The 25538-nt window shown below is 71.3% G+C and carries 16 protein-coding genes; 11 read left to right on the top strand and 5 right to left on the bottom strand.

Annotated features, from left to right (window positions below; genetic code table 11):
• Position 1: 1 nt before the first annotated feature.
• The 4 genes from O7601_RS24915 to O7601_RS24900 are packed head-to-tail and all read right to left on the bottom strand — an operon-like array spanning position 2 to position 9696.
• Positions 2 to 5767 (bottom strand): type I polyketide synthase, encoded by a 5766-nt coding sequence (locus O7601_RS24915; RefSeq protein WP_281563520.1) that lies wholly within the window; start codon positions 5765 to 5767, stop codon positions 2 to 4.
• 32 nt (positions 5768 to 5799) lie between these two features.
• Positions 5800 to 6768: an enediyne biosynthesis protein gene (locus tag O7601_RS24910; protein WP_281563519.1), complete on the bottom strand. Its 969-nt coding sequence runs from the start codon at positions 6766 to 6768 to the stop codon at positions 5800 to 5802.
• On the bottom strand, positions 6765 to 8717 hold the full coding sequence (locus O7601_RS24905) for a CRTAC1 family protein (protein WP_281563518.1): 1953 nt from the start codon (positions 8715 to 8717) through the stop codon (positions 6765 to 6767). The genes O7601_RS24910 and O7601_RS24905 overlap by 4 nt, the downstream gene beginning before the upstream one ends.
• Before the next feature lie 4 nt (positions 8718 to 8721).
• Complete coding sequence (locus tag O7601_RS24900; RefSeq protein WP_281563517.1) at positions 8722 to 9696, bottom strand: DUF1702 family protein; 975 nt, start codon at positions 9694 to 9696, stop codon at positions 8722 to 8724.
• Between the two features lie 320 nt (positions 9697 to 10016).
• Between O7601_RS24900 and O7601_RS24895 the strand changes: the two genes are divergently transcribed.
• Positions 10017 to 10901, top strand: coding sequence for an AraC family transcriptional regulator (locus O7601_RS24895; protein WP_281563516.1), 885 nt, complete (start codon positions 10017 to 10019; stop codon positions 10899 to 10901).
• Positions 10901 to 11893 carry an adenosine deaminase gene (gene add, locus O7601_RS24890; protein ID WP_281563515.1) on the top strand — a complete coding sequence of 331 codons (993 nt, stop codon included), beginning with the start codon at positions 10901 to 10903 and terminating at the stop codon, positions 11891 to 11893. The genes O7601_RS24895 and add overlap by 1 nt, the downstream gene beginning before the upstream one ends.
• Here add and O7601_RS24885 read toward each other — a convergent pair.
• Positions 11884 to 14370 (bottom strand): ATP-dependent Clp protease ATP-binding subunit, encoded by a 2487-nt coding sequence (locus tag O7601_RS24885; RefSeq protein WP_281567024.1) that lies wholly within the window; start codon positions 14368 to 14370, stop codon positions 11884 to 11886. The genes add and O7601_RS24885 overlap by 10 nt on opposite strands.
• A gap of 371 nt (positions 14371 to 14741) precedes the next feature.
• On the opposite strand from O7601_RS24885, the gene O7601_RS24880 reads away from it, so the two are divergent.
• The 9 genes from O7601_RS24880 to O7601_RS24840 all read left to right on the top strand — a co-directional run bounded on the left by O7601_RS24880 (position 14742) and on the right by O7601_RS24840 (position 25492).
• Complete coding sequence (locus O7601_RS24880; RefSeq protein ID WP_281563514.1) at positions 14742 to 16643, top strand: BTAD domain-containing putative transcriptional regulator; 1902 nt, start codon at positions 14742 to 14744, stop codon at positions 16641 to 16643.
• A gap of 261 nt (positions 16644 to 16904) precedes the next feature.
• Entirely contained in the window at positions 16905 to 18107 is a 1203-nt protein-coding gene (locus O7601_RS24875) for a DUF6004 family protein (protein WP_281563513.1), read from the top strand.
• 127 nt (positions 18108 to 18234) lie between these two features.
• Positions 18235 to 19131 (top strand): 50S ribosomal protein L11 methyltransferase, encoded by an 897-nt coding sequence (locus O7601_RS24870; protein ID WP_281563512.1) that lies wholly within the window; start codon positions 18235 to 18237, stop codon positions 19129 to 19131.
• On the top strand, positions 19131 to 19772 hold the full coding sequence (locus O7601_RS24865) for a hypothetical protein (protein ID WP_281563511.1): 642 nt from the start codon (positions 19131 to 19133) through the stop codon (positions 19770 to 19772). Before O7601_RS24870 ends, O7601_RS24865 begins: the two co-directional genes overlap by 1 nt.
• Positions 19773 to 19777: 5 nt before the next feature.
• Positions 19778 to 21064 (top strand): AarF/UbiB family protein, encoded by a 1287-nt coding sequence (locus O7601_RS24860; protein ID WP_281563510.1) that lies wholly within the window; start codon positions 19778 to 19780, stop codon positions 21062 to 21064.
• Between the two features lie 94 nt (positions 21065 to 21158).
• The gene (locus O7601_RS24855) at positions 21159 to 21863 is read left to right on the top strand and encodes a winged helix-turn-helix transcriptional regulator (RefSeq protein ID WP_281563509.1); all 705 of its coding nucleotides are present in this window, start codon (positions 21159 to 21161) and stop codon (positions 21861 to 21863) included.
• A gap of 287 nt (positions 21864 to 22150) precedes the next feature.
• Positions 22151 to 23389 carry a cysteine desulfurase gene (locus O7601_RS24850; RefSeq protein ID WP_348650272.1) on the top strand — a complete coding sequence of 413 codons (1239 nt, stop codon included), beginning with the start codon at positions 22151 to 22153 and terminating at the stop codon, positions 23387 to 23389.
• Between the two features lie 22 nt (positions 23390 to 23411).
• On the top strand, positions 23412 to 24551 hold the full coding sequence (locus tag O7601_RS24845; protein WP_281563507.1) for a PLP-dependent aspartate aminotransferase family protein: 1140 nt from the start codon (positions 23412 to 23414) through the stop codon (positions 24549 to 24551).
• 38 nt (positions 24552 to 24589) lie between these two features.
• Positions 24590 to 25492, top strand: a complete 903-nt coding sequence (locus O7601_RS24840; RefSeq protein ID WP_281563506.1) for a homocysteine S-methyltransferase family protein — start codon at positions 24590 to 24592, stop codon at positions 25490 to 25492.
• Positions 25493 to 25538 lie beyond the last annotated feature (46 nt).

The raw sequence follows: 25538 nt of genomic DNA, 5'->3' as shown, positions 1-25538 counted from the left end.
GTCACACCCCCGTCGCGGTGAGGACGGCGACGAGCACCGACTGTGGCTCTCCGCGCAGGCGGACCGGGCCGGTGGTCACGGTGACCCGGCCGCTGCGTAACGACACCCAGTCGCCGTCGCCGCCGGCCACGGTGAGCGGGGCGTCCACCGGCAGCCCCGCCTTGATCAGGCACTCCTTGGCGCACCAGACGCGAGTGGCCGCGAGGTCGGCATCCTCGCCGCTGTCGGCGGCGATCTGCCCGGCCAGCCCGGCGTGCCGGCCGAGCAGATCGGCCCAGACCTCGGCGGGCCGAGGCCGGACCACCTCCAGGTCGCAGGCGAGCGGGCCGGCGCCCGCCACCAGCAGGCTGGCGACCGCGCTGTGGGCGGCGGCGACGCGTCGGCCGTTGACCTCATCGGGTCGCCCGTCCGGCCGGTACCGCAGCCGCACCGGCCGTCCCACGGCCCGCCCGACGGCGACGGCGGTGATCTCCCGGCGTCGTCCGTCGGCTCCGTCCGGATGCGGCTCCAGCACCACCGCCAGCTCGGTGTCGAGCGAGCGGCCCAGCCGCCGCTCCAGCATCGGCCCCAGCAGGGCCGGCGGCCACGGCACGCCAGCGGGGCGGTGGCGCACCGCGCGCAGGCGCAGACCGAGCCAGCGCTCCACCACCACCCCGGCCGCGCCGAGCACTGTCACGTCGTACCGGTAGGTGTCGCCCCGGTGCTCCCGCTCCACGGCCACGAAACGCACCTGCTCACTGGCGGCGAGCTTCGGCCCGGCCGGCTCCACCCGGTCCACCGCGACCGGCAGCAGCGTGACGTCCGGTACGCAGACCTGGATGCCGTGCAGGAAGGCGTCGCGCGCGCCCGCGTCGCCGAGCAGCAGCCGTTGCGGCAGAAAGGCGTGGAACCAGCGCGACTCGTCGGTGGTGGCGACGTCCGCCTCGGCGCGACGGGACGCGATCCGGTGGTAGCGCAGCAGCCGACGGAACCGGTCGCCCTGGAAGAGCAGGTCGCCGTAGAGCTCGCGGCCCGGCTCCAGCGGCACCGGCGGCAGCCCGGTGGTGACCGCCGGCACCTCCCGGTCGCCCTCGTCCGGCTCGAAGCGGACGGTGCCCCGGAAGTGGTCGGCCGCGAAACCGCTCTCGTCGCTGCGAATCGCCACCTCCACCCGGCCCGCCTCGGTCTGTACCGCCGCGATCCGGATCGTGGTGCGCCCGTGGCGGGCCACCACCACGGGTCGGGGGAAGCTCACGTCGGTCAGGACCGGGACACCGGTGGCACCGCTTACCGCCGTGGCGATCTGCGCCATCGCCTCCATGCCGAGCACCGCGGGCAGCAGGAGGCTGCCGTCTAGGTCATGCTCGGTGAGGTACGGGTCGCTCTCGGCGGAGAGTTCCGCCTCGACCACCAGCTCCACGCCGTCGTACTGCACCAGCGGGCGTTCCAGGAAGCGCAGCAGCGGTAGCTCCCGCCGCTCGTGGCGCAGCGTGTCCAGCCCTTCGGTACGACCGGTGACCACCACCGAGGCGGGTAGCCGGGGCAGGGCGAGCACCTGGCGCAGCAGTCGGACGCCCTCGTCCGGGGGGATCGGGGTGATCCCGGCGCGCAGCAGCGACTCGACCGCGGAGAGCCGTTCGCCCATCCCGACGCCGGACCAGACCGACCACTCCAGACAGACCGTACGGCAGTCGGGTGACCGCCGACCGAACTCCGCGGTGAGCCGGGCCAGCCAGTCGTTGGCCAGCGCGTAGTGGGCCTCACCGGGCAGGCCGCCACGCCCGATCACACTGCCGAAGGTCACCAGCAGCCGCAGCCCGGCTGGCTCCACCGCGGCGAGAACGGCCTCCAGACCGTCCACCTTCGGCGCGACGGTGGCGCGCAGGGTGTCGGCGTCCAGCGCACCGAGAGCGCTCGGCCGGTTGACCCCGGCGCCGTGCAGGACCCCGGCGACCGGGCCCAGATGCTCCCGCACCTCGGCCACCGCGGCGCGCAGCTCGTCCGGGTCGGTGACGTCGGCGCGGACGTACCGCAGCCGCACCCCCGCCTCGCGGCCTCGGGACAGGTTCGCGGCCAGCTCCGGGTCGGTGGCGGGGTCCGCCCGCCCCAGCAGGGCCAGCCGGGCTCCGGTGTCCCGGGCGAGGGCCAGCGCGCATTCCGCGGTGATGCCCTTCCCGCCGCCGGTGACGAGCAGGACCTCGTCCGGCCGCAGCGGCGCAGGTGCCGGTTCGTCCCGTGCCGCGCCGCGAAGCGGCAGCGGCCGAAGCAGGGGAATGTGCCGCCGGTTGTCCGGGCCGTGGTGTACCTCGGTGTATCCGTCGGTGGCCGCCACCTCACGCACGACCCGCGGAATCAGGTCGTCGGCGGTTGCCGCCTCGACCTCGACCACCGTCACGTGCAGGTCGGCGCCCTCCAGCCGGGCGGTGCGGGCCAGCCCCGCGACGCCCCGGCCGTGCTGCACGACCACCAGCCGACCGCCGGCCGGTTGGGCCACCGCCGCCTGGGTGGCGCGCAGCGCGAGTGCCAGGTCCACCGCGGCGTCCGGACAGAGCAGCACCCCGGCACCGACGCCCGCACTGGTGAGGGCGTCCCGCAGCGCCCGCGCGTACGGATGCCCGTCGGGCGCGTACAGTTGCCAGTCGCCCGGCCCGCTGGGGCCGGCGGCCATCCGCTCTGTCGGCTCCTCCACCAGCTCGACGGTGAAGCCGCGAACCCACGGCGCGACCCCGTCCACCCGTCCGTGCGTCTGGGGGGCGGCCGGATCCAGCTCCCGGAGTGCGTCGGCGATCTCCCGAAGCGTGGCGGTGGCAAAGTTCGTCGGGGCCTGCACCGCCGGCAGGCCGAGTTCCCGCGCGGCCTCGTTGACCAGCTGCCCCACGGCGATGGAGCTCAGGTGCAGGCCGTCGAGGAGCCGGGTGTCCTCGCCGACGCTCTCCGGTGGGAGCTCCGCGCGGGACGCGGCCAGCCGGCGCAGCACCGTCAGCGCATCGGCGGCCCGGTCATCGGCGGCCGTCGCCGGTCGCGCGGTGTCGTCGGTTGCCGGCCGCGCCCCGGCCGACGGTGTCGTCTCGACCACGACCCTGGGCGCCGTTTCGCACGGGTTGGCGAAGAAACGCCACTCGGCGCCCAGGTCGAGCGGACGGAGCGGACGGTCACCGACGAGCGCGCCGTGATCGACGCAGGCGCCCAGCGCCCACAGCGCGCCGACCGTGCCGAGGAACCCGGCCAGCGTCGGCGCGTCGGTGACGGTGGCGAACACCGGCACGTCGACCAGTTCCCGGGCCATCCGGCTCAGGACCTGGCCGGGACCCACCTCGACCAGCGCGTCCACCCGCCGGCCGGCCTCGCAGACCGCCCTGGCGAAGTGCACCGGCTCGGTGATCTGCCGGCGTAGCAAGGCCACCAGATCCGTGTCGGAGGCCAGCTCCGCGCCGGTGACCGTGGAGATTACCGGCCGGTGTGGGGCGGCGAGCCGAACGTCCGTCAGCCAGTCGCCGAACTCCCGGGCCGCCGAGGTCATCAGGGGCGAGTGGAACGCGTGCGAGACGGCCAGGTCCGCCCAGTGCACACCGGCCTCGGTGGCCCGCTGGCAGACCCGCCGTACCGCGTCCGACGGGCCGGCGACCACGGTCTGCCGGGGTCCGTTGTAGCCGGCCACCACGACCGGCTCCGAGCCGATCAACCCGGCGGTGGCGGTGTCGTCGGCGGCGATGCCAGCCATCGTGCCGGGTTCCCGGCAGCCGGCCATGACGGCGCCCCGGGCGGCGGCGATCCGCAACAGCTCCGCCGCGTCGACCGTACCGGCCCAGTGCAGCGCGGTGATCTCGCCGAGGCTGTGCCCGACGGCCAGGTGTGCCTCGACACCGAGCTCGGTCAGCACCCGCAGGCCGGCGAGGGAACCTGCGGCGATGCGCGGCTGGGCGACCTCGGTGGCCACCGCGTCGGCGTCGGCTGGCAGCGCCGCGGTCCGGTGCACCTCGGCGGCGGACGGGAAACGGCGGGCCAGCGCGCCGCCGTCGACGCGGCGTCCGGATCCCTGCCCGGGGAAGAGGAAGCCGAGTCGGGCCGGCCGGAGAATGCGACACAGCGCCAGGCCGTCGGCGAGGAGTTCGTCGTCGCCTCGGTCGAGTGCCGCCAGGGCCCGCTCGAACCGGCTGACCGCCTCGGCGGGGGACGTGGCGACCACGGCCAGCCGCATGCTCCGGTCGCCGAGCTCACCGGCGAGGGCGCCGGCCAGGTCGGTCAGCTCGCCGTACGACAGTCGCGCCAGCGGGGGCAGCAGCGCGGCGACCCGTTCCCGCAGCGCGGCCGGGTCGGCGGCGTCGAGCAGCAGGAGCTCGGCGTCCTGGGTGTGCCGGGCCAGCCGTAGCTGACGCTGCCGGACCCGCTCCGGCACCGCGGGCCGACCGGCCTCCAGCACCAGGTGGGTGTTGATCCCACCGAAGCCCATGGCGGTCACCCCGGCGCGCAGGGGCGCTCCCGCCGGCCAGGGCTCGGCCACCGGCGCGGCGCGCAACGTACGGTCCGCGCCGGTCAGCTCGGCGCGGGGACGGGCGCAGCCGGCGGTGGGTGGGACGATCGCGTGTCGCAGCGCCATGGTCGCCTTGATCAGCCCGGCGACCCCGGCGGCGGCCTTGGTGTGTCCGATGAGCGCCTTGATCGAACCGATGGCGGCCGGATCGGTGGCCCCGGCGTCGCGTCGGGCGGCGGAGAGGGCACGCAGCTCGGTGGCGTCGCCGACCGGGGTGCCGGTGCCGTGCCCCTCGAACAGCGCGACGGTGCCGATGTCGAAGCCGGCCCGCCGGTATGCCCGGTCCAGCGCCAGCCGGTAGCCGTGCGCCTCGGGGCGGGTCATCCCGCCGCGCCCGTCGGAGGAGACGCCCCAGCCGGCGATCGACGCGTGGACGGGGCGGCCCTGGGCCACCGCGTCGTCGTGCCGCATCAGCACGACCATGCCGCAGCCCTCACCGGGCCAGAAGCCCTGCGACTGTTCGTCGTAGACCCGCATCTCGTCGCGGGCGAGCGCGCCGGCCTTGGCGAAGCCGACCATCTCGAACGGGTCGATGGAGAGGTCCACCCCGCCGGCGACGGCCACGTCGACCTCGCCGTCGGTCAGGGCGCGCGCGGCGGTGACCACCGACAGCAGGCTGGAGGCGCAGGCGGCGTCCACCGTCCAGCCGCCACCGCCGAGATCGAAGTGGTTGCAGATGCGCCCGGCGATGGTGTTGGAGAGTCCTCCGGCGAGGGTGTCCTCGTCGATCGGCGGGAACGGGCTCTTGTACCGCTCCTCGGTGGTGGCGAGAAACGCGGCGATCTGTTCGTCGGGCCAGCCCTGCTCGCGCAGCCCGACCGCGAGCACTCGCCGGACGTACGGCCAGCGCAGCCGTAGCACGTTGGCGCGGGAGAACTCGCCGGTGAGGGTGTTGCCGACCACGACCGCGGTGCGATCCCGGGGTAGCCCGGCGCCGTCCGGCCAGCCGGCGTCGGCGAGCGCCTCGCCGGCCACGTCCAGCGCGAGCCAGTGGGTCAGGTCGGTGGAGCGGTAGGTGCTGCCGGCGACCCGGTGACGGATCCGGTCGAACGTGTACCCGGTGATGACTGCGGCGTGCCGGTTGTAGAACCGGTCCGGGGTGGCCGGGTCGGCGTCCCAGTAGTCCTCGAGACTCATCCGCTCCGGCGGCAGTCGGCGGAAGGCCCGGCGTCCGCTGAGGGCGTTGCGCCACAGGTCGGCCACCGAATCGGCTTCCGGGTACCGGCAACTCATGCCGACGACCGCGATTCTGCTCATGTCGTCTCTCCTGGGGATGCGCGGTTCGCGGATCAGGCGGGTACGGGCCGCTTGGTGTTCTCCGCGGAGACGGGGCCGGTCGTCGCCGGCGTCTCGGCAGGTGCGGCAGGGCTGACGTGCTCCTGCTCTCGACGCTGCTCCCGACGCGAGGCGTGCACCGACCAGAGATAGACGCCACGGACCAGGCAGACGATCGCGGTGGCGAAGAAGAGCCCGTACGTCACCGACGCGCCGGTCAGTACGCCGTATACCAGCGCCACCCCACCACCGAAGGCGAACTGGGCGGCGGGCCGGCTCGGCGTGGTACCCGGGTCCGTGACCATGTAGTTGGTGAAGAGCACGAACGCGGTGCCGGTCATGGTGGCCAGGGCGGGCAGGATCGCGGTGTCCAGCACCAGGCCACGGACCACCGCCTGCACCACGAAGATCGACAGCCAGCCGGCGATCAGCCACATCCGGCGCACGAGCTTGGCGTTGAGCATGGTGCCCAGGACGAGGATCACCGCCACGATTGCCCAGTCGGCGGGGCCGGAAAGGTTCTCGGTGAAGTGGTACGGCGGCGCGATGGACACCCACGGGTACAGCAGCAGCACTATCGCGATCCCGAGGTTCGACGGGTTCATGAAGTGGCGCAGTCGTCCGTTGACCGGCGCTCGCAGCAGCCACTTTCCGCTGATCGCCACCAGCACGCCGAAGAGCATCACCAGTGGCCTGTCGTTCGTGTAGAGCAGCATGTTCACCGCCAACGCGGTGATGTGGGCCGGGAGGAGGAACTCCACCAGGTTGCGGATGCCACCGGCGTACCGGGGGACGCGGCCCTCGCTCTGCGCACCTATCGTCTCCAGCAGCAGTTCGGCGGCGTACGCGGTGAGCACGGCGTACACCGGCCAGAGGGCGGGTTGCTCGAAGCCGAGAACGGTGTAGCCGAGGATGTTGAGGACGGTGATCGAGATCGCGAAGCGGCGCAGCGCGGTCACTCGCGGGTCGCGTGGCTTCGTCATGAACTCGCCTCCTGTGCCTGGGTCCCGAGGGTGAGCGCGTGCCGGCCGGGCGTGAGTGTCAGGGTCTGTGCGCGGGCCTCGCCGGTGCGGTCCCGCCAGGCCAGGTCGACCTGAACCGGCCCGGTGACCTCGCCGAGGCCGATGTGCACCTCGAAGCTGCGGCGGCCGGAGTGGCCGCTGCCGCCGTCGACTCGGCCCCGCAGCAGGCGGCCGTCCGGGGTGCGTACGGTGACGTCCGCGCCGATCACCGGAGAGCCGCTGGCGTCGTCGCCGGCCGGTGGACGGGTCAGTCTCAGCGACAGCTGCGATCCGGTGCCGGGGCTGTCGTTGCGGTAGAAGACCGGCGCGTCCCACTGCCGGGCCACCGCCATGTCGAGCAGGCCGTCGCCGTCGGCGTCGCCGAGGGCGACGCCCCGGGTGGGAATCGGCACCGCCAGCCCGAGGTGGCCGGCGATGTCGGCGTAGCCACCGGCGGACATCTGGGCGTGCAGCCGCAGCGGCTGGCCGCCGGCGATGTCGTCGCCTGCTCTGACCCGTGGCCACGACCGGGTGTGCTCCAGCAGCGTGTCGTTGGTGGTGGCCAGTTCCTGAAGCTGCGCCCACCGGTTGACCTCGCCCTTGACGAAGCCACTGGTCTGCACGATGTCGGGCCGGCCACGGTTGGTGAGGTCAGCGATCTTGACGTCCCAGCTCCAGCCGCTCCAGGCGAGGTTCAGGGGGGCGCTGCGGTCCACGAACGGCGCCCGGCCGCCGGCGAACCGCTGGCGCAGGTCGGCCTCGTCGCGGGCCTGGTTGATGAAGGCGAAGTTGCTCTCCTGGATGCCGAACGAGGTGGTGATGTTGCCGACGTACATGTCGTAGAGGCCGTCACCGTCGAGGTCGCCGACATCGACGCCCATGCCCTTGAAGGAGTCGTGTCCGAGAATCTTCGACTTGGGCACGGTCAGCCGGCTGCCCTCGCCCTCGACGAGGGCCAGCCGTACCCGGCCGGAGGTGGAGCGGTTGTGCAGCAGCCGGTCGGGGCCGAAGTCGTTTGCGACGTACAGCTCCGGCAGCAGGTCGCCGTCGAGGTCGGTGGCGGTCGACGCGAGGGACCACCCGCGCGAGACGTCGTCGTCGAAGAGATCCGGCACGTCGGTGAAGGTGACCGTGTCGGCCGTCGCGCCGGTCCAGCGCAGGATGTGGTCACGTCCGCCGTTGAACGCCGCCGACATGGACCGGTTCATCGCCACGCCGCCGCCGACGGTGTGGTCGAGTACCGGGCCGTCGGGGAAGTAGTTGCCGACGAAGACATCCTCGTGGCCGTCGCCGTCGAAGTCGGCCACGCTCACCGTGTTGGTGTTCCACTGCGGCCCGGCGTACCCGCCCTGGTCGGTGGCGGGCCGGGGAAGTAGCTCGACCGGCTGGAAGGCCGCCGTGGACAGTCCGGTGACGCCGGGCCGGGCCAGGAAGATCACCGGGGTGCGGCCCCACCAGTAGACCAGCAGGTCAGTGCGCCCGTCCTCGTTGAAGTCGCCGGGCGCGCAGCCCATCGGTGCCATGTGTGGCCCCATCGGCAGCGGGGCCGGGTCGAGCACGAACGGCTCGTACCGCTGCTGTCGTGCCCCGGGGGTCGGGGTGACCACCACCCGGTCGATCCGCACGTCGGTGACGCAGAGGTCGTTGGCCAGGCCGTCGCCGTCGATGTCGTTCATGGCGACCCCGGCGCCGACCGAGGAGATCCAGGCGTCGATATGGGTGTATTCCCTGTTGACCTGGCGGATGCTCTGCTGTGGCAGCCCTCCGGGAATCGCGATGGACAGCGGCGTGAACCGGTAGGCCGCGGCCACCCGCCGCCGTTCGTCGTCGGTTGCCGTGGCCGGCCTGGCGATCAGGAACAGGCCGACGATCAGCAGCAAGGCGGTGAGCCCGGCGAGTTGACGTCGGCTCCAACCAAGAATCAGGGACACCTGGTCAGCACCTCCCCAGCGGGACAAGTTGTTCGGCGATGCGCTGACGCCACACCGCGAAGGCGGGCAGCGAGGCCGAGTCGGTCAGGTCGGTCAATGCCGTGTCGGTGATCGTGGCGGCCCGCTCGGGCGTGGTGCCGCAGAAGATGGCGGTCGCGCCGGCGGTCTGCGCCGGCACGTGCCCGGCGCGCAGCCTGGCCTTGGCGGCGAACGCGCTGCCCTGGGCGAGCCAGGGGCGATGCTCGCCGGCCGCCGCGTGGAGCGCGGTCAGGTCGGCCTGGTCGGCGCCGCCGGCGTAGCTGGCCGCGAGGCCGACCCCGCTCCACAGGTCGGCGTGCCGGTCGGCGGCAAAGGTGGTGAGCAGGCGGGTCAGCGCGGCCGGATCGGCGCCGGCCACGAACCACAACGCCCGCCCGATGCCCTGGTCCACCGCGTGCGGGGCGTAGTGGCGTAGCTCGGTGGGCCAGGTGCGCTCCGGATCGCGGTGCCGGCCGTGGACGTACCGGTCGGTGTGGAAGTAGGCCTGGTGGAAGCCGTAGCCGTCGAGGGCGAGCCAGCGCAGCAGCGGGTCGGGTGGCAGGACCGCCTTCCAACGCCAGCGGGGCAGCCGGGCCATCGCCCAGCCGGCACCCACGTGCACCATGTAGCGGTGCGCGGCACCACCCCGCCCGGCCAGGAACCGGGCCAGACCTCGGCCGCCGCCGGGGCGGAGGCCGTCGATCAGGGCGTACGCCATCGCGGCGCCCTCGTAGGCGAAGCCGCGCAGCGGCGCGGGTCGGCGTTCCAGTAGTTCCTCGGCGGCTTGGGGCGTGGGCGCTCCGGCGGCGTCACCGAAACCACCGATGAAGCTGAGACCGGCACTTTCCAGGGACCGCCGCCCGGCCTCGTTCTTGGCGTGGAAGCCACGCACGTCGAACAACGCCTCTCGCTTATCGGGGGTCAGGATGCGTTGCCGCAGTGCCAAAATTACCTGGGCCATGGCAGTCCAATTCGCCGTGATTTTGCTCATGCGGATTCTTCGCCTAGAAAAGATGTCCATCGAACATCTGCCCGCTCTGGCCAATACTTGCTGAACGCGTCGGCCACTGTCTTCTTGCAGATTGCTCTGTTGTCCGCGCCGGGTGCCAGCGACACCCCGGCAGCGCAGCGGAGCCCGTTGAGGTGCAGGCCAGGCATCTCGTGCGCGGCGAGGTGTCGACCATCGGGGCACCCGCGCTGCCGGCGCGCAGCTAATCAAGACGAGTTCAAGAGCCGCACAGCACAATCGGCCACGGTTTCCGCGTAGTTGATGGAGGGGCCGTGAGGCAATTTCCTGGCGCTGTCCCCGAGGAGTACGACGGTCGGCTGGCCGCCATTGTCCGGGTGATCGAGTACATGAAAAGCGAACTCAGCAGGCCGTTGCCGCTGGTGGTGCTGGCACGCCTCGCCTCGTTCAGCCCCTTCTATTTTCACCGCCTGTTCACGCAGGCCACGTCGATGACACCGGCGCGTTTTCTGGCGGCCCTGCGCATGGCCGAAGCGCGGCGGCTGCTGCTGCATTCATCGCTGACCGTCACGGCGATCAGCGCCCAGGTCGGGTACTCGAGCGTCGGCACCTTCACGACCCAGTTCCGCAGGTGGGTGAGCCTGCCGCCGGAGCGGTTCCGCCGGCTTGCCCGGCAGTTGATCGGAGTGTCGGTGGCGGCGCTGCTTCCGGTGATCCACGGCCGAGTCCTCGTCGCCGGCCGGGCATCCCGGGCGCTGATGCACCTCGACACCGGCGATCTGCCGGGGCTGCTGCTCGCTACGGTGACTCCCCGCGACGGCGGACGTAACCAGTGGTGGGCCGCCGCGCCGCGCCCCCTGCCGGCGGCGCTGCCGCCCACCGTGCCGCCGGGCGAGCACCAGGCCCGCGTACTGCTGCTGCGCCCGGACCGGGACGCCACCGCGGCGCTCGTCGACGGCGTGCCGGACAGTTTCCTGACCGGCGACGCCCAGCTGCGGCTACCGGCGAAGACGGGTGTTGACCGGGGTGTTCGGTCCGCCGTGGGGACGACGGTCACGGTGCCGGTACGTCCGGTGCGCGTCACCGATCCGCCGTTGCTGTCGGCCACGCCGCTGCGCTGGCTGCTGGGCGTCTCGCAGGCCGGTTGGCGGGGGCGGGCGCCGATGACGGCCGAGTGGCACGTGCTCCGTACCGCCTGATGAACAACCCACCCTGGAGCGGGGCGGCTCCGAAGATCGAACTGCACGTCCACTTCGAGGGGACAGTTCGACCGGAGACACTGCTCGTCATCGCCCGCCGCAACGGCGAGCGGTTGCCCGCCGAGACGGTCGAGGGCCTGCGTCCGCTCTACGAGTTCACCGACTTCGCCCACTTTGTCCGTACCTGGGTGCTCACCACGAACTGCCTGCGGACGGCCGACGACTTTCGGCGCGTCGTGGTGGCGTACGCCGGCGAGGCGGCGGACCATGGGGCAATCTACCTGGAGGGCATCTTCTCGCCGGCCGAGCGGGTGCGCCGGGGTGTCACCTGGGCGGAGATCTTCGAGGGGTACGCCGACGGTGCCGCCGAGGCGTACGAGCGGCACGGTGTGTCGGTGCGGTTGACCCCGGACGTGGACCGCGAGCAGGAGCCGGCGATGGCCGAGGAGTGTGCCCGCCAGGCCGTGCGGTACCGGGATCGGGGGGTGGTCGGGTTCGGTCTCGGTGGGCCGGAGTTGGCCGCGCCCGTCGCGGCGTTCGCCCGAGCCGTGGCGATCGCCCGTGAAGGCGGCCTGGCGTTCGTCCCGCACGGCGGTGAGGCGGGCGGCCCGGATTCGGTGCGTGACCTGATGGAGCTGGCTCCGGCCCGGCTCCGGCACGGCATTCGGGCCGCCGAGGACGACGACCTGCTCGCCGAGTTGAGGGACCGGGGTGTGGTGCTGGACGTGTGCCCGACGTCCAACCTGCGGACCCGGGTGGTGGAGTCCGAGGCCACGCATCCGCTGCCCCGCCTCGTCGCCGCCGGTCTGCTCTGCACGGTCGGCACCGACGACCCGGCGATGTTCGGCACCGACCTCGGCCGAGAGCACGAGTTGGCGGCGCGTCTCGGGCTCGCCCCCGAGCGGGCGTACGCCTCCGGGGTGGCCGGGGCGCTCTGCGACGACGCGACTCGTGCCCGGCTGATGGCGGTGGGCCGGCTGGCCTACGGTTGACCTGTCGGTACCGGCTTGTCCCCGCCGGGAAAGACGAGCTTGGATTTGTCGATGTCGTTGGGGTCGCCTTCGCAGTCCACGACCACGATCTGGCCGGGGGTGAGTTCGTTGAACAGGATCCGTTCGGACAGGTTGTCCTCGATGTCGCGCTGGATGGTGCGGCGTAGTGGACGTGCTCCTAGTACTGGGTCGAAGCCCTTCGCGGCGAGGTACTTCTTCGCGTTGTCGGTCAGTTCCAGGCCCATGTCCTTGTTGCGTAGTTGGGTTTCGATGCGGGAGATCATGATGTCGACGATCGACAGGATCTCGGCTTGACGCAGCTGGTGGAAGACGATGGTGTCGTCGATGCGGTTGAGGAACTCGGGTCGGAAGTGCTGCTTGAGTTCGTCGTTGACCTTCTGCTTCATGCGGTCGTAGTTGGACTCCGAGTCCTCCGAGGCCTGGAAGCCCAGCGACACCGCTTTGGCGACGTCGCGGGTGCCCAGGTTGGTGGTCAGGATGATGACCGTGTTCTTGAAGTCCACGATGCGGCCCTGACCGTCGGTGAGTCGACCGTCTTCCAGGATCTGCAGCAGCGTGTTGAACACGTCCGGGTGGGCCTTCTCGATCTCGTCGAACAGGACCACGCTGAACGGCCGACGACGTACCTTCTCGGTCAGCTGCCCACCCTCGTCGTAGCCGACGTAGCCGGGCGGGGCGCCGACGAGCCGGGACACCGTGTACCGGTCGTGGAACTCGGACATGTCCAGCTGGATGAGGGCGTCCTCGGACCCGAACAGGAACTCGGCGAGGGCCTTGGACAGCTCGGTCTTACCCACGCCGGACGGGCCGGCGAAGATGAACGACCCCGACGGCCGCTTCGGGTCCTTCAACCCGGCCCGGGTACGCCGGATCGCCTTCGACACGGCCTTGACCGCGTCCTCCTGACCGATGACGCGCTTGTGGAGCTCGTCCTCCATACGCAGCAGACGCGAGGTCTCCTCCTCGGTCAGCTTGTAGACCGGGATACCCGTCCAGTTGCCGAGCACCTCGGCGATCTGCTCGTCATCGACCTCACTGACGACGTCGAGGTCCCCGGCCTTCCACTCCTTCTCCCGCTGCGCCTTCTGACCCAACAACTGCTTCTCGGTGTCGCGCAACTGCGCCGCCCGCTCGAAGTCCTGCGCGTCGATCGCGGACTCCTTGTCCCGACGCACCTGCGCGATCCGCTCATCGAAGTCCCGCAGATCCGGCGGCGCGGTCATCCGACGGATCCGCATCCGGGCGCCCGCCTCATCGATCAGGTCGATCGCCTTGTCCGGCAGGAACCGATCCGAGATGTACCGATCAGCCAGGGTCGCGGCCGCGACCAGAGCAGCGTCGGTGATCGAGACACGGTGATGCGCCTCGTAACGGTCCCGCAGACCCTTGAGAATCTCGATGGTGTGCGCCAACGACGGCTCACCCACCTGGATCGGCTGGAAACGCCGCTCCAACGCGGCATCCTTCTCCAGATGCTTGCGGTACTCATCGAGCGTCGTCGCGCCAATGGTCTGCAGCTCACCACGAGCCAACATCGGCTTCAAGATACTCGCGGCGTCGATCGCACCCTCGGCCGCACCCGCACCCACCAAAGTGTGGATCTCATCAATGAACAGGATGATGTCACCACGGGTACGGATCTCCTTGAGCACCTTCTTCAAACGCTCCTCGAAATCACCGCGGTACCGAGAGCCAGCCACCAACGCACCCAGGTCAAGCGTGTACAACTGCTTGTCCTTGAGCGTCTCCGGCACCTCACCCTTGATGATCTTCTGAGACAGACCCTCCACCACAGCCGTCTTACCAACACCCGGCTCACCGATCAACACCGGGTTGTTCTTCGTACGGCGGGAGAGCACCTGCATCACCCGCTCGATCTCCTTCTCCCGCCCGATCACCGGATCCAGCTTGCCCTCCCGAGCAGCCTGGGTCAGGTTCCGACCGAACTGATCCAACACCAAACTGGTCGACGGCGCAGCCTCACCCGGCGCGGCACCAGCCGCGGCCGGCTCCTTACCCTGGTAACCGGAAAGCAACTGAATCACCTGCTGACGAACCCGGTTCAGATCCGCGCCCAGCTTCACCAAAACCTGAGCAGCGACACCCTCACCCTCACGGATCAGGCCCAACAGGATGTGCTCCGTACCGATGTAGTTGTGGCCGAGCTGCAACGCCTCCCGCAGCGACAACTCCAACACCTTCTTGGCCCGCGGCGTGAACGGAATATGCCCGCTCGGCGCCTGCTGACCCTGCCCAATGATCTCCTCCACCTGCTGACGGACGCCCTCCAGAGAGATCCCCAAACTCTCCAGAGCCTTCGCCGCAACGCCCTCACCCTCATGGATCAGACCCAACAGGATGTGCTCCGTACCGATGTAGTTGTGATTGAGCATCCGGGCCTCTTCCTGGGCCAGGACGACAACCCGTCGCGCTCGGTCGGTGAACCGCTCGAACATGCCCTCGTGCTCCTCACCTGAGTCGTCCGGCCATCCAGATACTATGATTTTATATAGCGTCGTGTCCATCGGGGGTAGTTGACCTTTCGGACCGGGGGTGCCGGTCCTGCTGGTGGCCCTCATGTGCTGGTCTCCACGCCGCCGGTCCGGACGCCGACACTGATCCACGCAAGTAGATTCGCCATATGAAAAACAACCCTATGGTTGCTGATTGACCGGTCAGTTGCCGCTGTCGGCGGCTCCCGGTGCTGGCCACGCTGCTCGGCGGGGTGGCGGGCCTGATGCGCCGGCCCGTAGGAGCCGATCGCTGAGTGTGGCGATCCGATAACCCGATGTGTCAGTCTCGGCTCACGCTGAGGCTGGGGGGATTGATGACGGAGACGCGCATCTGTTACCGGGTCGACCTGCTGGGCCCGTTGCACGTCGAGCGGAACGGACATCGGCTGGAGCCCGGCCCGGCCAAGCAGCGGGCGGTCCTCGCCCTGCTGGCGTTACGCCTCGGCGACAGCGTCCCGGTGGGCGAGGTGGAGGAGGCGGTCTGGGGTGCGGTGGTTCCGCCCAGCGCCCGCTCGCTGGTGCACACCTACGTTGCCCGGCTGCGCCAGGTCCTGGAGCCGGAGTACCCGCCACGCCGACGGGTGCGCGTCATCGCCTCGACCGTATCCGGGTACTCGTTACGCGCGGAGACCGCCGAGACGGACGTGGCCCGGTTCCGCAGGTACGTCTCCCAGGCCGAGAAGCGGATCGGCGAGGGGGATCGCGAGGGGGCCTTCGACCTGCTCGGGCAGGCGCTGAACCTGTGGCGCAGCCCGAACATCGGTGAGCTGCGTTCCCTGCTGCACGACAACATCGAGGTGGAGGCGCTGAGTGCCGCCTGGGTGGCGACCGCCCACACCTACGTTGGACTGGGTCTGCGGCTGGGACGCTCCGCCGCGGTGCTCGACACCGCCACCAGGCTGGCCCGGCTGGAACCCTTGCACGAGGCGATCCAGGCCGACTACCTGGCCGTGCTCGGCAGCAGCGGGCATCGGACGGTAGCCCTGCACAGGTATGCCGAGGTCGATCAGCGACTCCGCACCGAACTCGGCGTCGACCCGGGGGAGGAGTTGCGAGCGGTGCACCGCGTGCTGGTTCGTCCGCCTGGTCGCCCACCGGTGCCCCGTCCGGCGCCGGTGATTCCCGCCGCGCGACGGCGGGCTGCCCGCGTGTCGATCGCCGGCCGACTGCGCTGGCGGGCCGAGGAGGTCGCCGACCTGGTGAGGCTCCTGGCTAAGCATCGTGCGGTGACAGTCGCCGGGGCGCCTGGCTGCGGCAAGTCGGCGGTGGCCCTGCGCGCCGCGCAGCAGGCCGCCCGCGTCTTCACCGGCGGGACCCTGATGGTGAACACTCTCGATCTCCGCGACCGACGACAGTTGGAACGCCGGCTGGCCCGGATGCTCGGGGGAGACGGCGCCGAGGACCCGGTCGAGCTGCTGAGCGGCCGGCCCACCCTGTTGGTGCTGGACAACGCCGAACACATGGTCGACGCCTGCGCTGTGGTAGCCGACCGGCTGCTGGTCGCGTGCCCCGGCGTTGCGGTGCTGACCAGTTCACGCCAGTCGCTCGGGTTGCCGTACGAGCGGGTCCAGCGCCTGCACCCGCTGCCGGTGCCGCAGCCGGGCGGGTGGCCCTCGGTGCTGTCCAATCCGGCGGTCGCCCTGCTGGCCGAACGAGCGACCCAGGTCAGACCCGGGTTCCGCCTCGACCGGCGGGACGCGGAGGTCGCGGTGGAGATCTGCCGTCGGCTGGACGGGCTGCCGCTCGCGCTGGAGATGGCGGCCGCCTGCCTGTCCACCGAGAGCCTGGACGGCGTGCTGCGCAAGCTGAACGGGCCGCTGGAGGAGTTGCGTCCACCCGGTTCCTCGGAGCTGCGGCACCCGTCGCTACGGGCGATGCTGGACCGCAGCGTCCAGCGGCTCGACGTCATCGAGCGGTGTCTCTTCCACCGGATCGCGTTGTTGCCCGGGGTGTTCGACCTGGCAGCCGTCCAGCGGTCATGGCAGCCTCATCCGTCCGGCCCGATCGACGTGCGGGTGGTGCTCGCCGCTCTGGTGGACAAGTCGCTGGTGATGCCGGTGGGGCAGACCGGCGGGCGTTACCGGATGCTCGGCCTGCTGCGCCGGATGGCGGTCGAGGTCAGCATCGCCGAGGCCACGCCGAGACCCGCCCCTGAGGTCTCCGTGCCGCTCGTCCGGCCGCTGCTGGCGGCGGGGAAGGCGGGCGCGTTGGAGTGACCGGCGGCCAGGGTGACGGCCCGCTCCCCACGGGGAGCGGGCCGTCGCGTCTCGGCTCCCGTCTGCGGTCATCCCGGTCGGCTTCGGTCGGCTGGCGCGAGTCGGCCCCTGGATTCCGGTGATGCCCGACGATGGCTCAGGCATTGACAGAATGCTTTAAAAACACATAGCTTTAAGTTCGGCGAGACCGGTCAGGTCCGGTCCACCAGCGGCCCCCAGACCGCCGCTGACCCCTGCCGACAGACATTGGAGGTGTCTGGGTTGAGTTCCACCGGAGAGACCTACGAGTCCCTGAACCTCGAACCCAAGCCCATCCGTCCGCACATCCTCGCCGCGGCCACCGTGGTCTTCGGCGAGGACTACTACTCGGGCCGCCGCGAGACGATCAACCTGTCGGGCTTCGTGCAGCTCAACAAGTGGCCCATGCCGGGCTTCGAGCACAAGGTCGACGAGAACGGCTACGCGCAGTTCGGCACCGAGCTGATCAGCGCTCCCGAGGTGGGCATCAAGGGCTTCAGCTACGAGTTGGACGACCGCATCCAGGTCCTGTCCAACCCGTTCCTGCCCAACAGCGGGCACGTGCGGCAGATCGTGCCGGGCAAGAACTTCCCGGCCGAGTTCTACATCCGCCGCTTCGGCATCCTGGAGTCGAGCACGCTGCGGCTCGCCCACCGCAACGTCATCGACATCTACGGCGTGGTCGACAGCGTCCCGCCGTTCAAGAAGCCGCTGACCGGCCCCTACCTGGGCAAGCCGCGCGGTGACGGTCCCTTCGACGTGATGGCCGCGCCGAACGTCGTCAAGGGCACCACGCTGCCGGAGGCCTGGTACCCGGCCAACGACGAGAACCAGCCGGTCGGGATCACGCCGAACCTGTTCTTCGCGCCCAGCGCCGGCCCGTGCATGTCGATGCTTGTCGACCCGTCCATGATCATGCAGACCTCGTTGGAGGGGCAGATCGAGGTCGAGGTCAACGGCAGGACGGTACGGGTCGACCTGGCCGGGGACTACCGCAAGGCCGCCGGTGCCGAGGTGCTGCTCTTCGGCCCGGAGAAGCACGACGAGGGTGCGGGCGTGCTCGCTCAGCTGGCCCGGGTCGCGGTTGTCGGGCACAGCCCGGAGCTGGGTGGCCGGGTCATGCTGCGGGCGAGCTGGCCGCGGGTCTCCGGCGGCACCCTGGGCGAGGGCAGCGAGGACAGCCTCAGCCGGCTCAAGTTCCCCGGCGATCTGCACATCGACGCCGAGTTCGAGCTGGTCACCCCGCACGAGACCCTGTACGCCGCCAACTCCGTGCACGTCAACGGCAAGATGCGCGGCATGGAGGCCACGGGCACCGAGCTCAAGCTGGACGGCTCGGACACCGCCCTGGTGACCGCGGACGAGCGGCCGAAGGCCCGGCTCACCGGCGTCAACCTGGTGATGCGGGACGCGCTGGTCGGCGAGCACGCCGCGGTGAACGCCTGACCGACGGGTCCGCTTGACGGGTCTGCGGTAAGACGTTCTACTAGTAAAACCAATAGCAACGCACCGCTACGATGTCCCTCCCGACCGCCGCGGCGGTCGGGAGGGACGCTCGCTCAGGGGGCACCGCGTGGACCAGCGGCTACTGCTCATGCACCAGATGATGCTCGGCGACATGCCGCGGCTGCGTGCGTACGACCGGGCGCTGGAGGAGGCCGTTACCCCCGGCGACGTGGTGGTGGATGTCGGCGCGGGACTGCTCGCGCTCTCTCTGCTGGCCCTGCGGCACGGCGCCGAGCATGTGTACGCCATCGAGGCCGATCCGGCCACCGCGGCGGCGGCCGCCCGCATCATCGAGGAAAACGACCTCAAGGGACGGCTCACCCTGGTCATCGGCGACGCCCGCACGGTCCGGCTGCCCGGCAAGGCGGACGTGCTGGTCTCCGAGATGATGGGCAACCTCGGCCCCGAGGAGGAGATGGCCGAGGTGCTGCACGTGATCGCTCGCCGACACCTGCGCCCCGACGGTCGGGTGGTGCCCCGGCGGCTGCGGACCTGGCTGGCCGCGGCGGAGTTCGGCGACGAGGGTTGGGGACTCTGGGACAGCGACTTCTTCGGCTACCGCCTCGATCCGGTGCGGGAACTCGTCGCCCCCGCATCCCAGTTGTACTTTTTCCAGCGCCCGCCGAGGTTGTTGACCGCGCCGACGGTAGTGCTCGACCAGCCGCTCGACGGCCGATCACCGACCCGGCAGCGGCTGCGGCAGCGGCTGCCGGCCACCGCGGCGGGGCGGCTGCACGCCGTGCTCGGCTACTTCACCGCCGACTTCACCGACGACGTCACGCTGTCGAACTTTCCGTCGTACCCCGGCTGCAACTGGGCGGTCTGGGTGTGGCCGCTGCGGCACACCGACGTCGCCGAGGGTGATGAACTCTCCGTCGCCCTGCGCCGCCCGGCCCGGCGCGACGTCCGCGCCGTGACCGAGTGGCGCCTGGAGTGTGGCCTGTCCCGGCAGAGGAGGTCCTGATGCCCTTCGCGGTTGGTACCGTCCGCGACATTCCCGTTCGTGGGGCGCTCAAGCTCTGCGGACTGACCTGGTCTGCGGAGTGCCTCTGGTTCTCCGAGGCCGTCTCCAGCAAGATCGCAGCCCTCGATCCGATCAGCGGCAAGGTCGTTCGCCGGCTCGACTGCCCCGGCGTGCGTACCGACCTGACCACGATCGGCGGGCGGCTGCTGCAGGTAGCCGGTGACGATCGCGTGCTGCGGCTGGTAGACCCCGAGGAGGGTGAGCTGCTGGGCGAGTTCGGCAACCCACGCCCCGGCAACGTGCTGTGCGGGCTCGAAGCGACCCGGCACGGGCTCTGGCTGGGCTACGAGGATCTGCGCCAGGTCGACCTGCGTGACCCGGACGGCTTCGGACTGATCGACACCTTCCCCGTGCGACAGCCGATCGCCGGTCTGACCGTCTCCGACAGCTACCTCGTCTACGCCGACCACAAGGCGGCCACCATCAACCTCTACGACGTCGCGGCGCGCCGGGAGGTGGCCGCCTACTCGGTCGCGGGCAACCCGACCGGCATCACCTGGGACGGCCGTCGGATCTGGTACTGCGACTTCACCACCCTGCAACTGCGGGCGATCGAGGTGCCGGGCATCACGAAGGGGTGACGTCAATGGCGACCACGCGTGCGCTGCTCGCCCGCTCGACCCGGATCGGTGCGGTCGCCGCCGTCCACCTGCTGCCGGTGCTGCCGCAGGCACTGGTAAAGGCGGCGCGGCGGGACCGGGAGGCGGCCCGTCGGCTGCTGTACCGTCACCTCACCACCCTGCTGATGCGGCTGGGCCCTACCTTCGTCAAGGCCGGGCAGGTACTCGGCACCCGGCGTGACGTGCTGCCGGCCGCGCTCTGCGACGCGTTGTCGGTGCTACAGGACCGGGTGGACCCGATGACTCCCGAGCAGACCAGCCGGGCGTTGCTGGAGGCGTACGGCAGCGAGGCCCCGACGGAGTTCGCCGAGATCGACCCGGTGCCGGTGGCCAGCGGCAGCGTCGCCTGCGTCTACCGTGGCCGGCTGCCCGACGGTGCCCAGGTGGCGCTCAAGCTGCGCCGGCCCGGCATCGCCACGACGATGGTGCTCGACCTCGCCCTGATGCGGTGTGGTGCCCGGGTGATGGCACGGCTGCCGAAGCTGCGTGGTGTGCCGGTCGAGCAGGTGGTCGAGAACATGTGCGGCGCCGTGTTCGGCCAACTCGACTTCGCCCGCGAGGCGGAGAACCTGCGTCGGCTGAAGGCGAACCTGGCTGTGGTGCCCCGGGTGCGGGTGCCCGGTGTGCGCGAGGACGTCTGCCGGCCGCGCTGCCTGGTCATGGAGTTCGTTCCCGACCTCGACGTGGACGTGGCGTGGTCGATGTCGGCGGCCGTGCGTAAACGGTTCGCCGCCTCCGCGATGACCGCGATCTACCACATGCTCTTCGTGGACGGTTTCGTCCACTGCGACATGCACCCGGGCAATCTCTACTTCACCCGCGGTGCCCAGGTGGTCGTCCTGGACGCCGGGTTCAGCGTGCAGCTCACCGAGGAACTGCGTCGGCTCTTCGCCGAGTTCTTCATGAACATGTCGATCGGACGTGGCCGGTACTGCGCCGAGATCGTGGTGCGCAGCGGCACCGGGCTGCGACCGGACGCGGACGTGTCGACCTTCCTGGCCCGGATGGCCGATCTGGTGGAGCGCAGCCACGGGTTGCCGGCGCGGGAGTTCAGCCTGATCGCCTTCGCCGCCGAGATGTTCGACCTGCAACGCCGCTACGGCGTGCACGCCGCGCCGGAGCTCATCTTTCCGCTGCTCTCGCTGCTGGTGATCGAGGGGACGGTACGGGAACTCGACCCCGACCTCGACTTCCAGGAACTGGCCAAGCCGGTGCTCATGCGTGGGCTTTTCGGTCGGCGATCCGCCGCCTGAGGACCTGTCCGATCGGCCGGTCGAGCGTGGCCGCCCGCCTCAAGCGTGCCGCCCCCACCTGCGCAAACAGCCAACTAAAATATACGATAGCGGCATGGCACAGACTGGCGTCGCCGGCAAACGGTCCTACCAACAGTACTGCGGGCTCGCGTCCGCGCTCGACGTGCTGGGCGAGCGCTGGACGCTGCTGATCATCCGTGAGTTGCTGATGGGTCCCCGGCGCTACAGCGAGCTCCTGGCGGATCTGCCCGGCATCGGCACGAACCTGCTCGCCGACCGGCTCAAGTTTCTGGTCGACTCGGGTGTGCTGCGTCAGGTCGACGTCCAGGGCACCGGCGGCCGGCTCTCCTACGAGCTGACCCCGACCGGGCAGGCGTTGCGGCCGATGGTGCTCGGGCTGGCCCACTGGGGTCTGGAGTTCGTCGGCGACCTGAGCGCCGAGGACACCGTCCGGCCGCACTGGGGATTCCTCGCGGTGGAGGCGATGTTCCAGTTGGACAAGATCTCTCCGATCGACGAGAGCTACCAGTTCCGGGTCGATGGCGAGGTCTTCCGGATCGACATCGCCGACGGCGTGCCGCGGGTGGCCAAGGGGGCGGCCGAGAATCCGGCGATGGTGGCGACCACCGATGCGGCCACCTTCGTCCGGATCGGTGCCGGCCGGGTCACGCCGCTGATGGCCATGGTCGGTGGTCAGCTGAAGCTGGAGGGCGACATCGACGCCGTGCTGCGCTGCTGCGAGCTGCTCGGTCTGGACGCCGGCGCGGCCCCGGCCGCCCAGACGGTCTCCGGTCGCTGAGCCCGCGGTAGGGGGTGACGGAACCAGTTCACTATATTATTCTGAACCAGCCTCGGCGATCGTCGGGGTCCGTCGTCGTCCGGTACGCCGCGTCCGTGTGGCACCTCCCGAGCATCTGGTCCCACGGGACGACCGGTCAGCCCCCTGCGTCGCCCGAGCGTCCCGTGGCGCCCGTTCGCGATCCGGGCCGACCCCGCGCGGCACGTCAGCCGGCACCGACGACCGGCCGTCCAGCGACAGGAGTCGGCATGACGGACACGGTGCGAGACCACCCGGACGCGCTGCCCATGGCGGTAAGGGAGGACTTTCCCCTGCTGGCCCGCCGGGCCGGCGGCCTCGTCGCCTATCTGGACAACGCCGCCACCACCCAGAAGCCGCGCATCGTGCTGGACGCGATGACCGACTACTACACCGGGGCGAACAGCAACGTGGGCCGCGGCTACCACCGCCTCGGCCTGGAGTCCACCGAGCGGTACGAGCAGGCCCGTGAGACCGTCGGGCGGGCGATCGGCGCGGCCCACCCGGAAGAGGTGCTCTTCACCGCCGGCACCACCGCCGCCGTCAACCTTGTCGCGGACACCGCAGGCCGGCGAGTGGCCGGGCCGGGGCGGCGGGTGGTGGTGACCGGCCTGGAGCACAACAGCAACCTGCTGCCCTGGCGTCGGCTCTGCGACCGCACTGGTGCCACCCTCACGGTGGTGCCCGCCGGCCCCGGCGGCCGGGTCGCGGCCGACCGGTTCGCCGCCGCGCTCGGCCCGGACACCGCCCTGGTGGCGATCAGCCACGTCTCCAACGTGCTCGGCACCGTAAACCCGGTCCGGGAGATGACGGCCGCCGCCCGCCGGGACGGAGCGCTGGTGGTGATCGACGGCGCCCAGGCCGTACCCCACCGTCGCGTCGATGTGCGCGAGTTGGACGCCGACTTCTACTGCTTCTCCGGGCACAAGGCGTACGGGCCGATGGGGGTGGGCGTGCTGCACGGCCGCCGGGACCTGCTCGCCGGGCTGCCCCCGTACCAGGTCGGCGGCGGCACCGTGAAGGGCGTGGCGGCCGACCAGCCGGTCCGCTATCTCGACGGGCCGGCCCGGTGGGAGGCGGGCACCCCGCACGTGGCCGGCGCGGTCGGGCTGGCCGCCGCCCTGGAGTACCTGCGCGACCTTGGCTGGGACGCGATCCGCCGGCACGACCGCACCATGGTCCGGCACGCCGTCGACGTGCTCGCCGCGACCGACCGGGTGCGGGTGGTCGGCGACCCGGCCACCGACCCGAGCGGGATCGTCTCCTTCGTCGTCGAGGGCATCCACCCGTACGACGTCGGGGCGCACCTGGACCGGCACGGGGTGGCGGTGCGCTGCGGCGTGCACTGCGCCAGCACCTTCCTCGACGAACTGGGACTGCTCGGCACGGTCCGGCTCTCCTTCGGTGTGTACAACACGCCTGCCGAGATCGACCTCGTCGGCGAGTTGCTCGCCGGCGTACGACCGGGGCCCTGGACCACCGACCATCCCGACGTCCGGTTCCTCTGAGCACCGCCCGGAAGGCAGCGTCATGAGGTTCGACACCCGACTGGTGCACGTCGGCCAGCAACCCGTGCCCGGCACCGGCGCCGTCGTGCCGCCCATCCACCTCAGCACCACCTACGACCGCACCGCCCAGGATCCGCCGCGCTACTTCTACGCCCGGGGCGAGCAGCCCAACCGGGAGGCGCTGGAGGAGTGCCTCGCGGCCCTGGAGGACGCCCGCCACGCCACCGTCTACACAAGCGGGCAGGCCGCCGCGACGACCGCGCTGTCGGTGGTGCCCCCGGGCCGGTTGGTGCTCGTCTCGGACGACGTGTACGGCGGCACCCACCAGTTGTTCGCCGCTGCCCGGGAGCGCGGGGTGGCGGTGCGGCCGGTGGATTTCGCCGATCCGGCCGAGCGGGACCGGGCGCTGACCGGGTGCGGCCCGGAGCTGGCCGCGGTGTGGCTGGAGACGCCCACCAATCCGCTGCTCAAGGTGGCCGACATCGCCGAGGTGTCCCGGCTCGCACACCGGCACGGCGCCCTGGTCCTGGTGGACAACACGCTCGCCGGCCCGGTGCTGCAACGACCGCTGGCACACGGCGCCGACCTCACCCTCTACAGCACCACCAAGTCCGTCGCCGGGCACCTTGACGTCCTCGGGGGCGCGCTTGTCTACCAGGACGAGGAACTGCACCGTAGGTTCCTGGCGTACCGCACGATGGCCGGGAACGCCCCCGGTGGATTCGACTGCTATCTGACCCACCGGGGACTGAAAACGCTGTCGTTGCGAACCGACCGCCAGGTGGCGAACACCCGGGCGGTGGTGGCCGCGCTGCTGGCCGAACCGAGCGTCGCCCGGGTCACCTATCCGGGGTTGCCCGCACATCCGCAGCACGCGGTAGCGGCCCGGCAGATGGCCGCGCCCGGCGCGCTTGCCACTTTCGAGTACCGGGGCGACCCGGCCAAGCTGCTCGACCGGGTACGGCTGTTCACCGCCGCGGTCAGCCTCGGCGGGGTCCGCTCCCTGATCGAGTGCCCGGCGCTGATGACCCACCGACCGGTACCGCCCGAGGTGCGTCGGCGTCTCGGCCTGACCGACCGGCTGATCCGCATCTCGCCCGGCATCGAGGATCCGGCCGACCTCGTCGAGGACCTGGTCACCGCGCTGCGCGACGGCGCCTGACCCGCTGCACGGCATCCCCGCCCCGCGAAGGAGGAGACATGTCCACATTCACCACCGGCGGCGCCCCGGTGCTGCTCGACGGAGGGCTCGCCACCGAGTTGCAGCGCGCCGGGCTGGCGTACGAGGCGCCGTGGTGGGGCACCGCGGCGTTGTTGACGGACGGCCGGCGGCGTGTGCTGCGGGAGGTCCACGAGCGGTTCCTGGTCGCCGGGGCGCAGGTGCTCACCGCGAACACCCTGCGCTGCAACCTGCGAGCGCTGCGCCGCGCCGGTCTGACGGACGCCGGGCTCGGCTGGATGGTGCACGCCGCGGTCGGCGTCGCGCTCGCGGCCCGCAACGCGGCCGGCGCACCTGGCGCCCGGATCGCCGCCTCGATGGCTCCGGTGGAGGACTGCTACCGGCCGGATCTGGTGCCGACCGACGACGAGCTGCGCGACGAGCACCGTTGGCTCGCCGTGGAGCTGGTCCGGGCCGGGGTGGAACTGGTGGTGGTGGAGACCATGAACACCGTCCGCGAGGCGCGGATCGCCGTGCAGCAGGTGCGGGAGGTCGACGCCCGGGCCTGGGTCGGCCTCGTCTGCGACGAGCAGGCTCGCCTCCTGTCCGGAGAGTCCCTGGTGGACGCCGCCCACGCGGTGCGCGCCGCCGGGGCCGAGGTGGTGCTGGTGAACTGCACCGGCCCGGCGGCGACCGAGCGGTGCCTGCGGGCGCTCCGGGACGCCGACGACGGCCCGATCGGGGCCTACCCGAACCTTGAGGACCGTCGCGCCGGAACGCCGGCGCCGCAACCGCTGCTCGACCCGGGGGAGTTCGGCGACCTGGTCGCCCGCTGGGCGGTGGACTATCGCCTCAGCGTGGTCGGGGGGTGCTGCGGCGCGTCGCCGGAGCACATCGCAGCCCTGGCGGCCCGGGTCGACACCCCGGTGGTGGCCGTCGACTGACGCCGCCAGCGGGGCCGCCGGCCCGTGGCGGGTCGGGCCAGTCAAC

The sequence above is a fragment of the Verrucosispora sp. WMMD573 genome, from assembly GCF_027497175.1.
In the GTDB taxonomy this organism is placed as follows: domain Bacteria; phylum Actinomycetota; class Actinomycetes; order Mycobacteriales; family Micromonosporaceae; genus Micromonospora.
The sequence above is the reverse complement of the archived record's forward strand: the minus strand, read 5'-3'. Positions and strand labels throughout refer to the sequence as shown.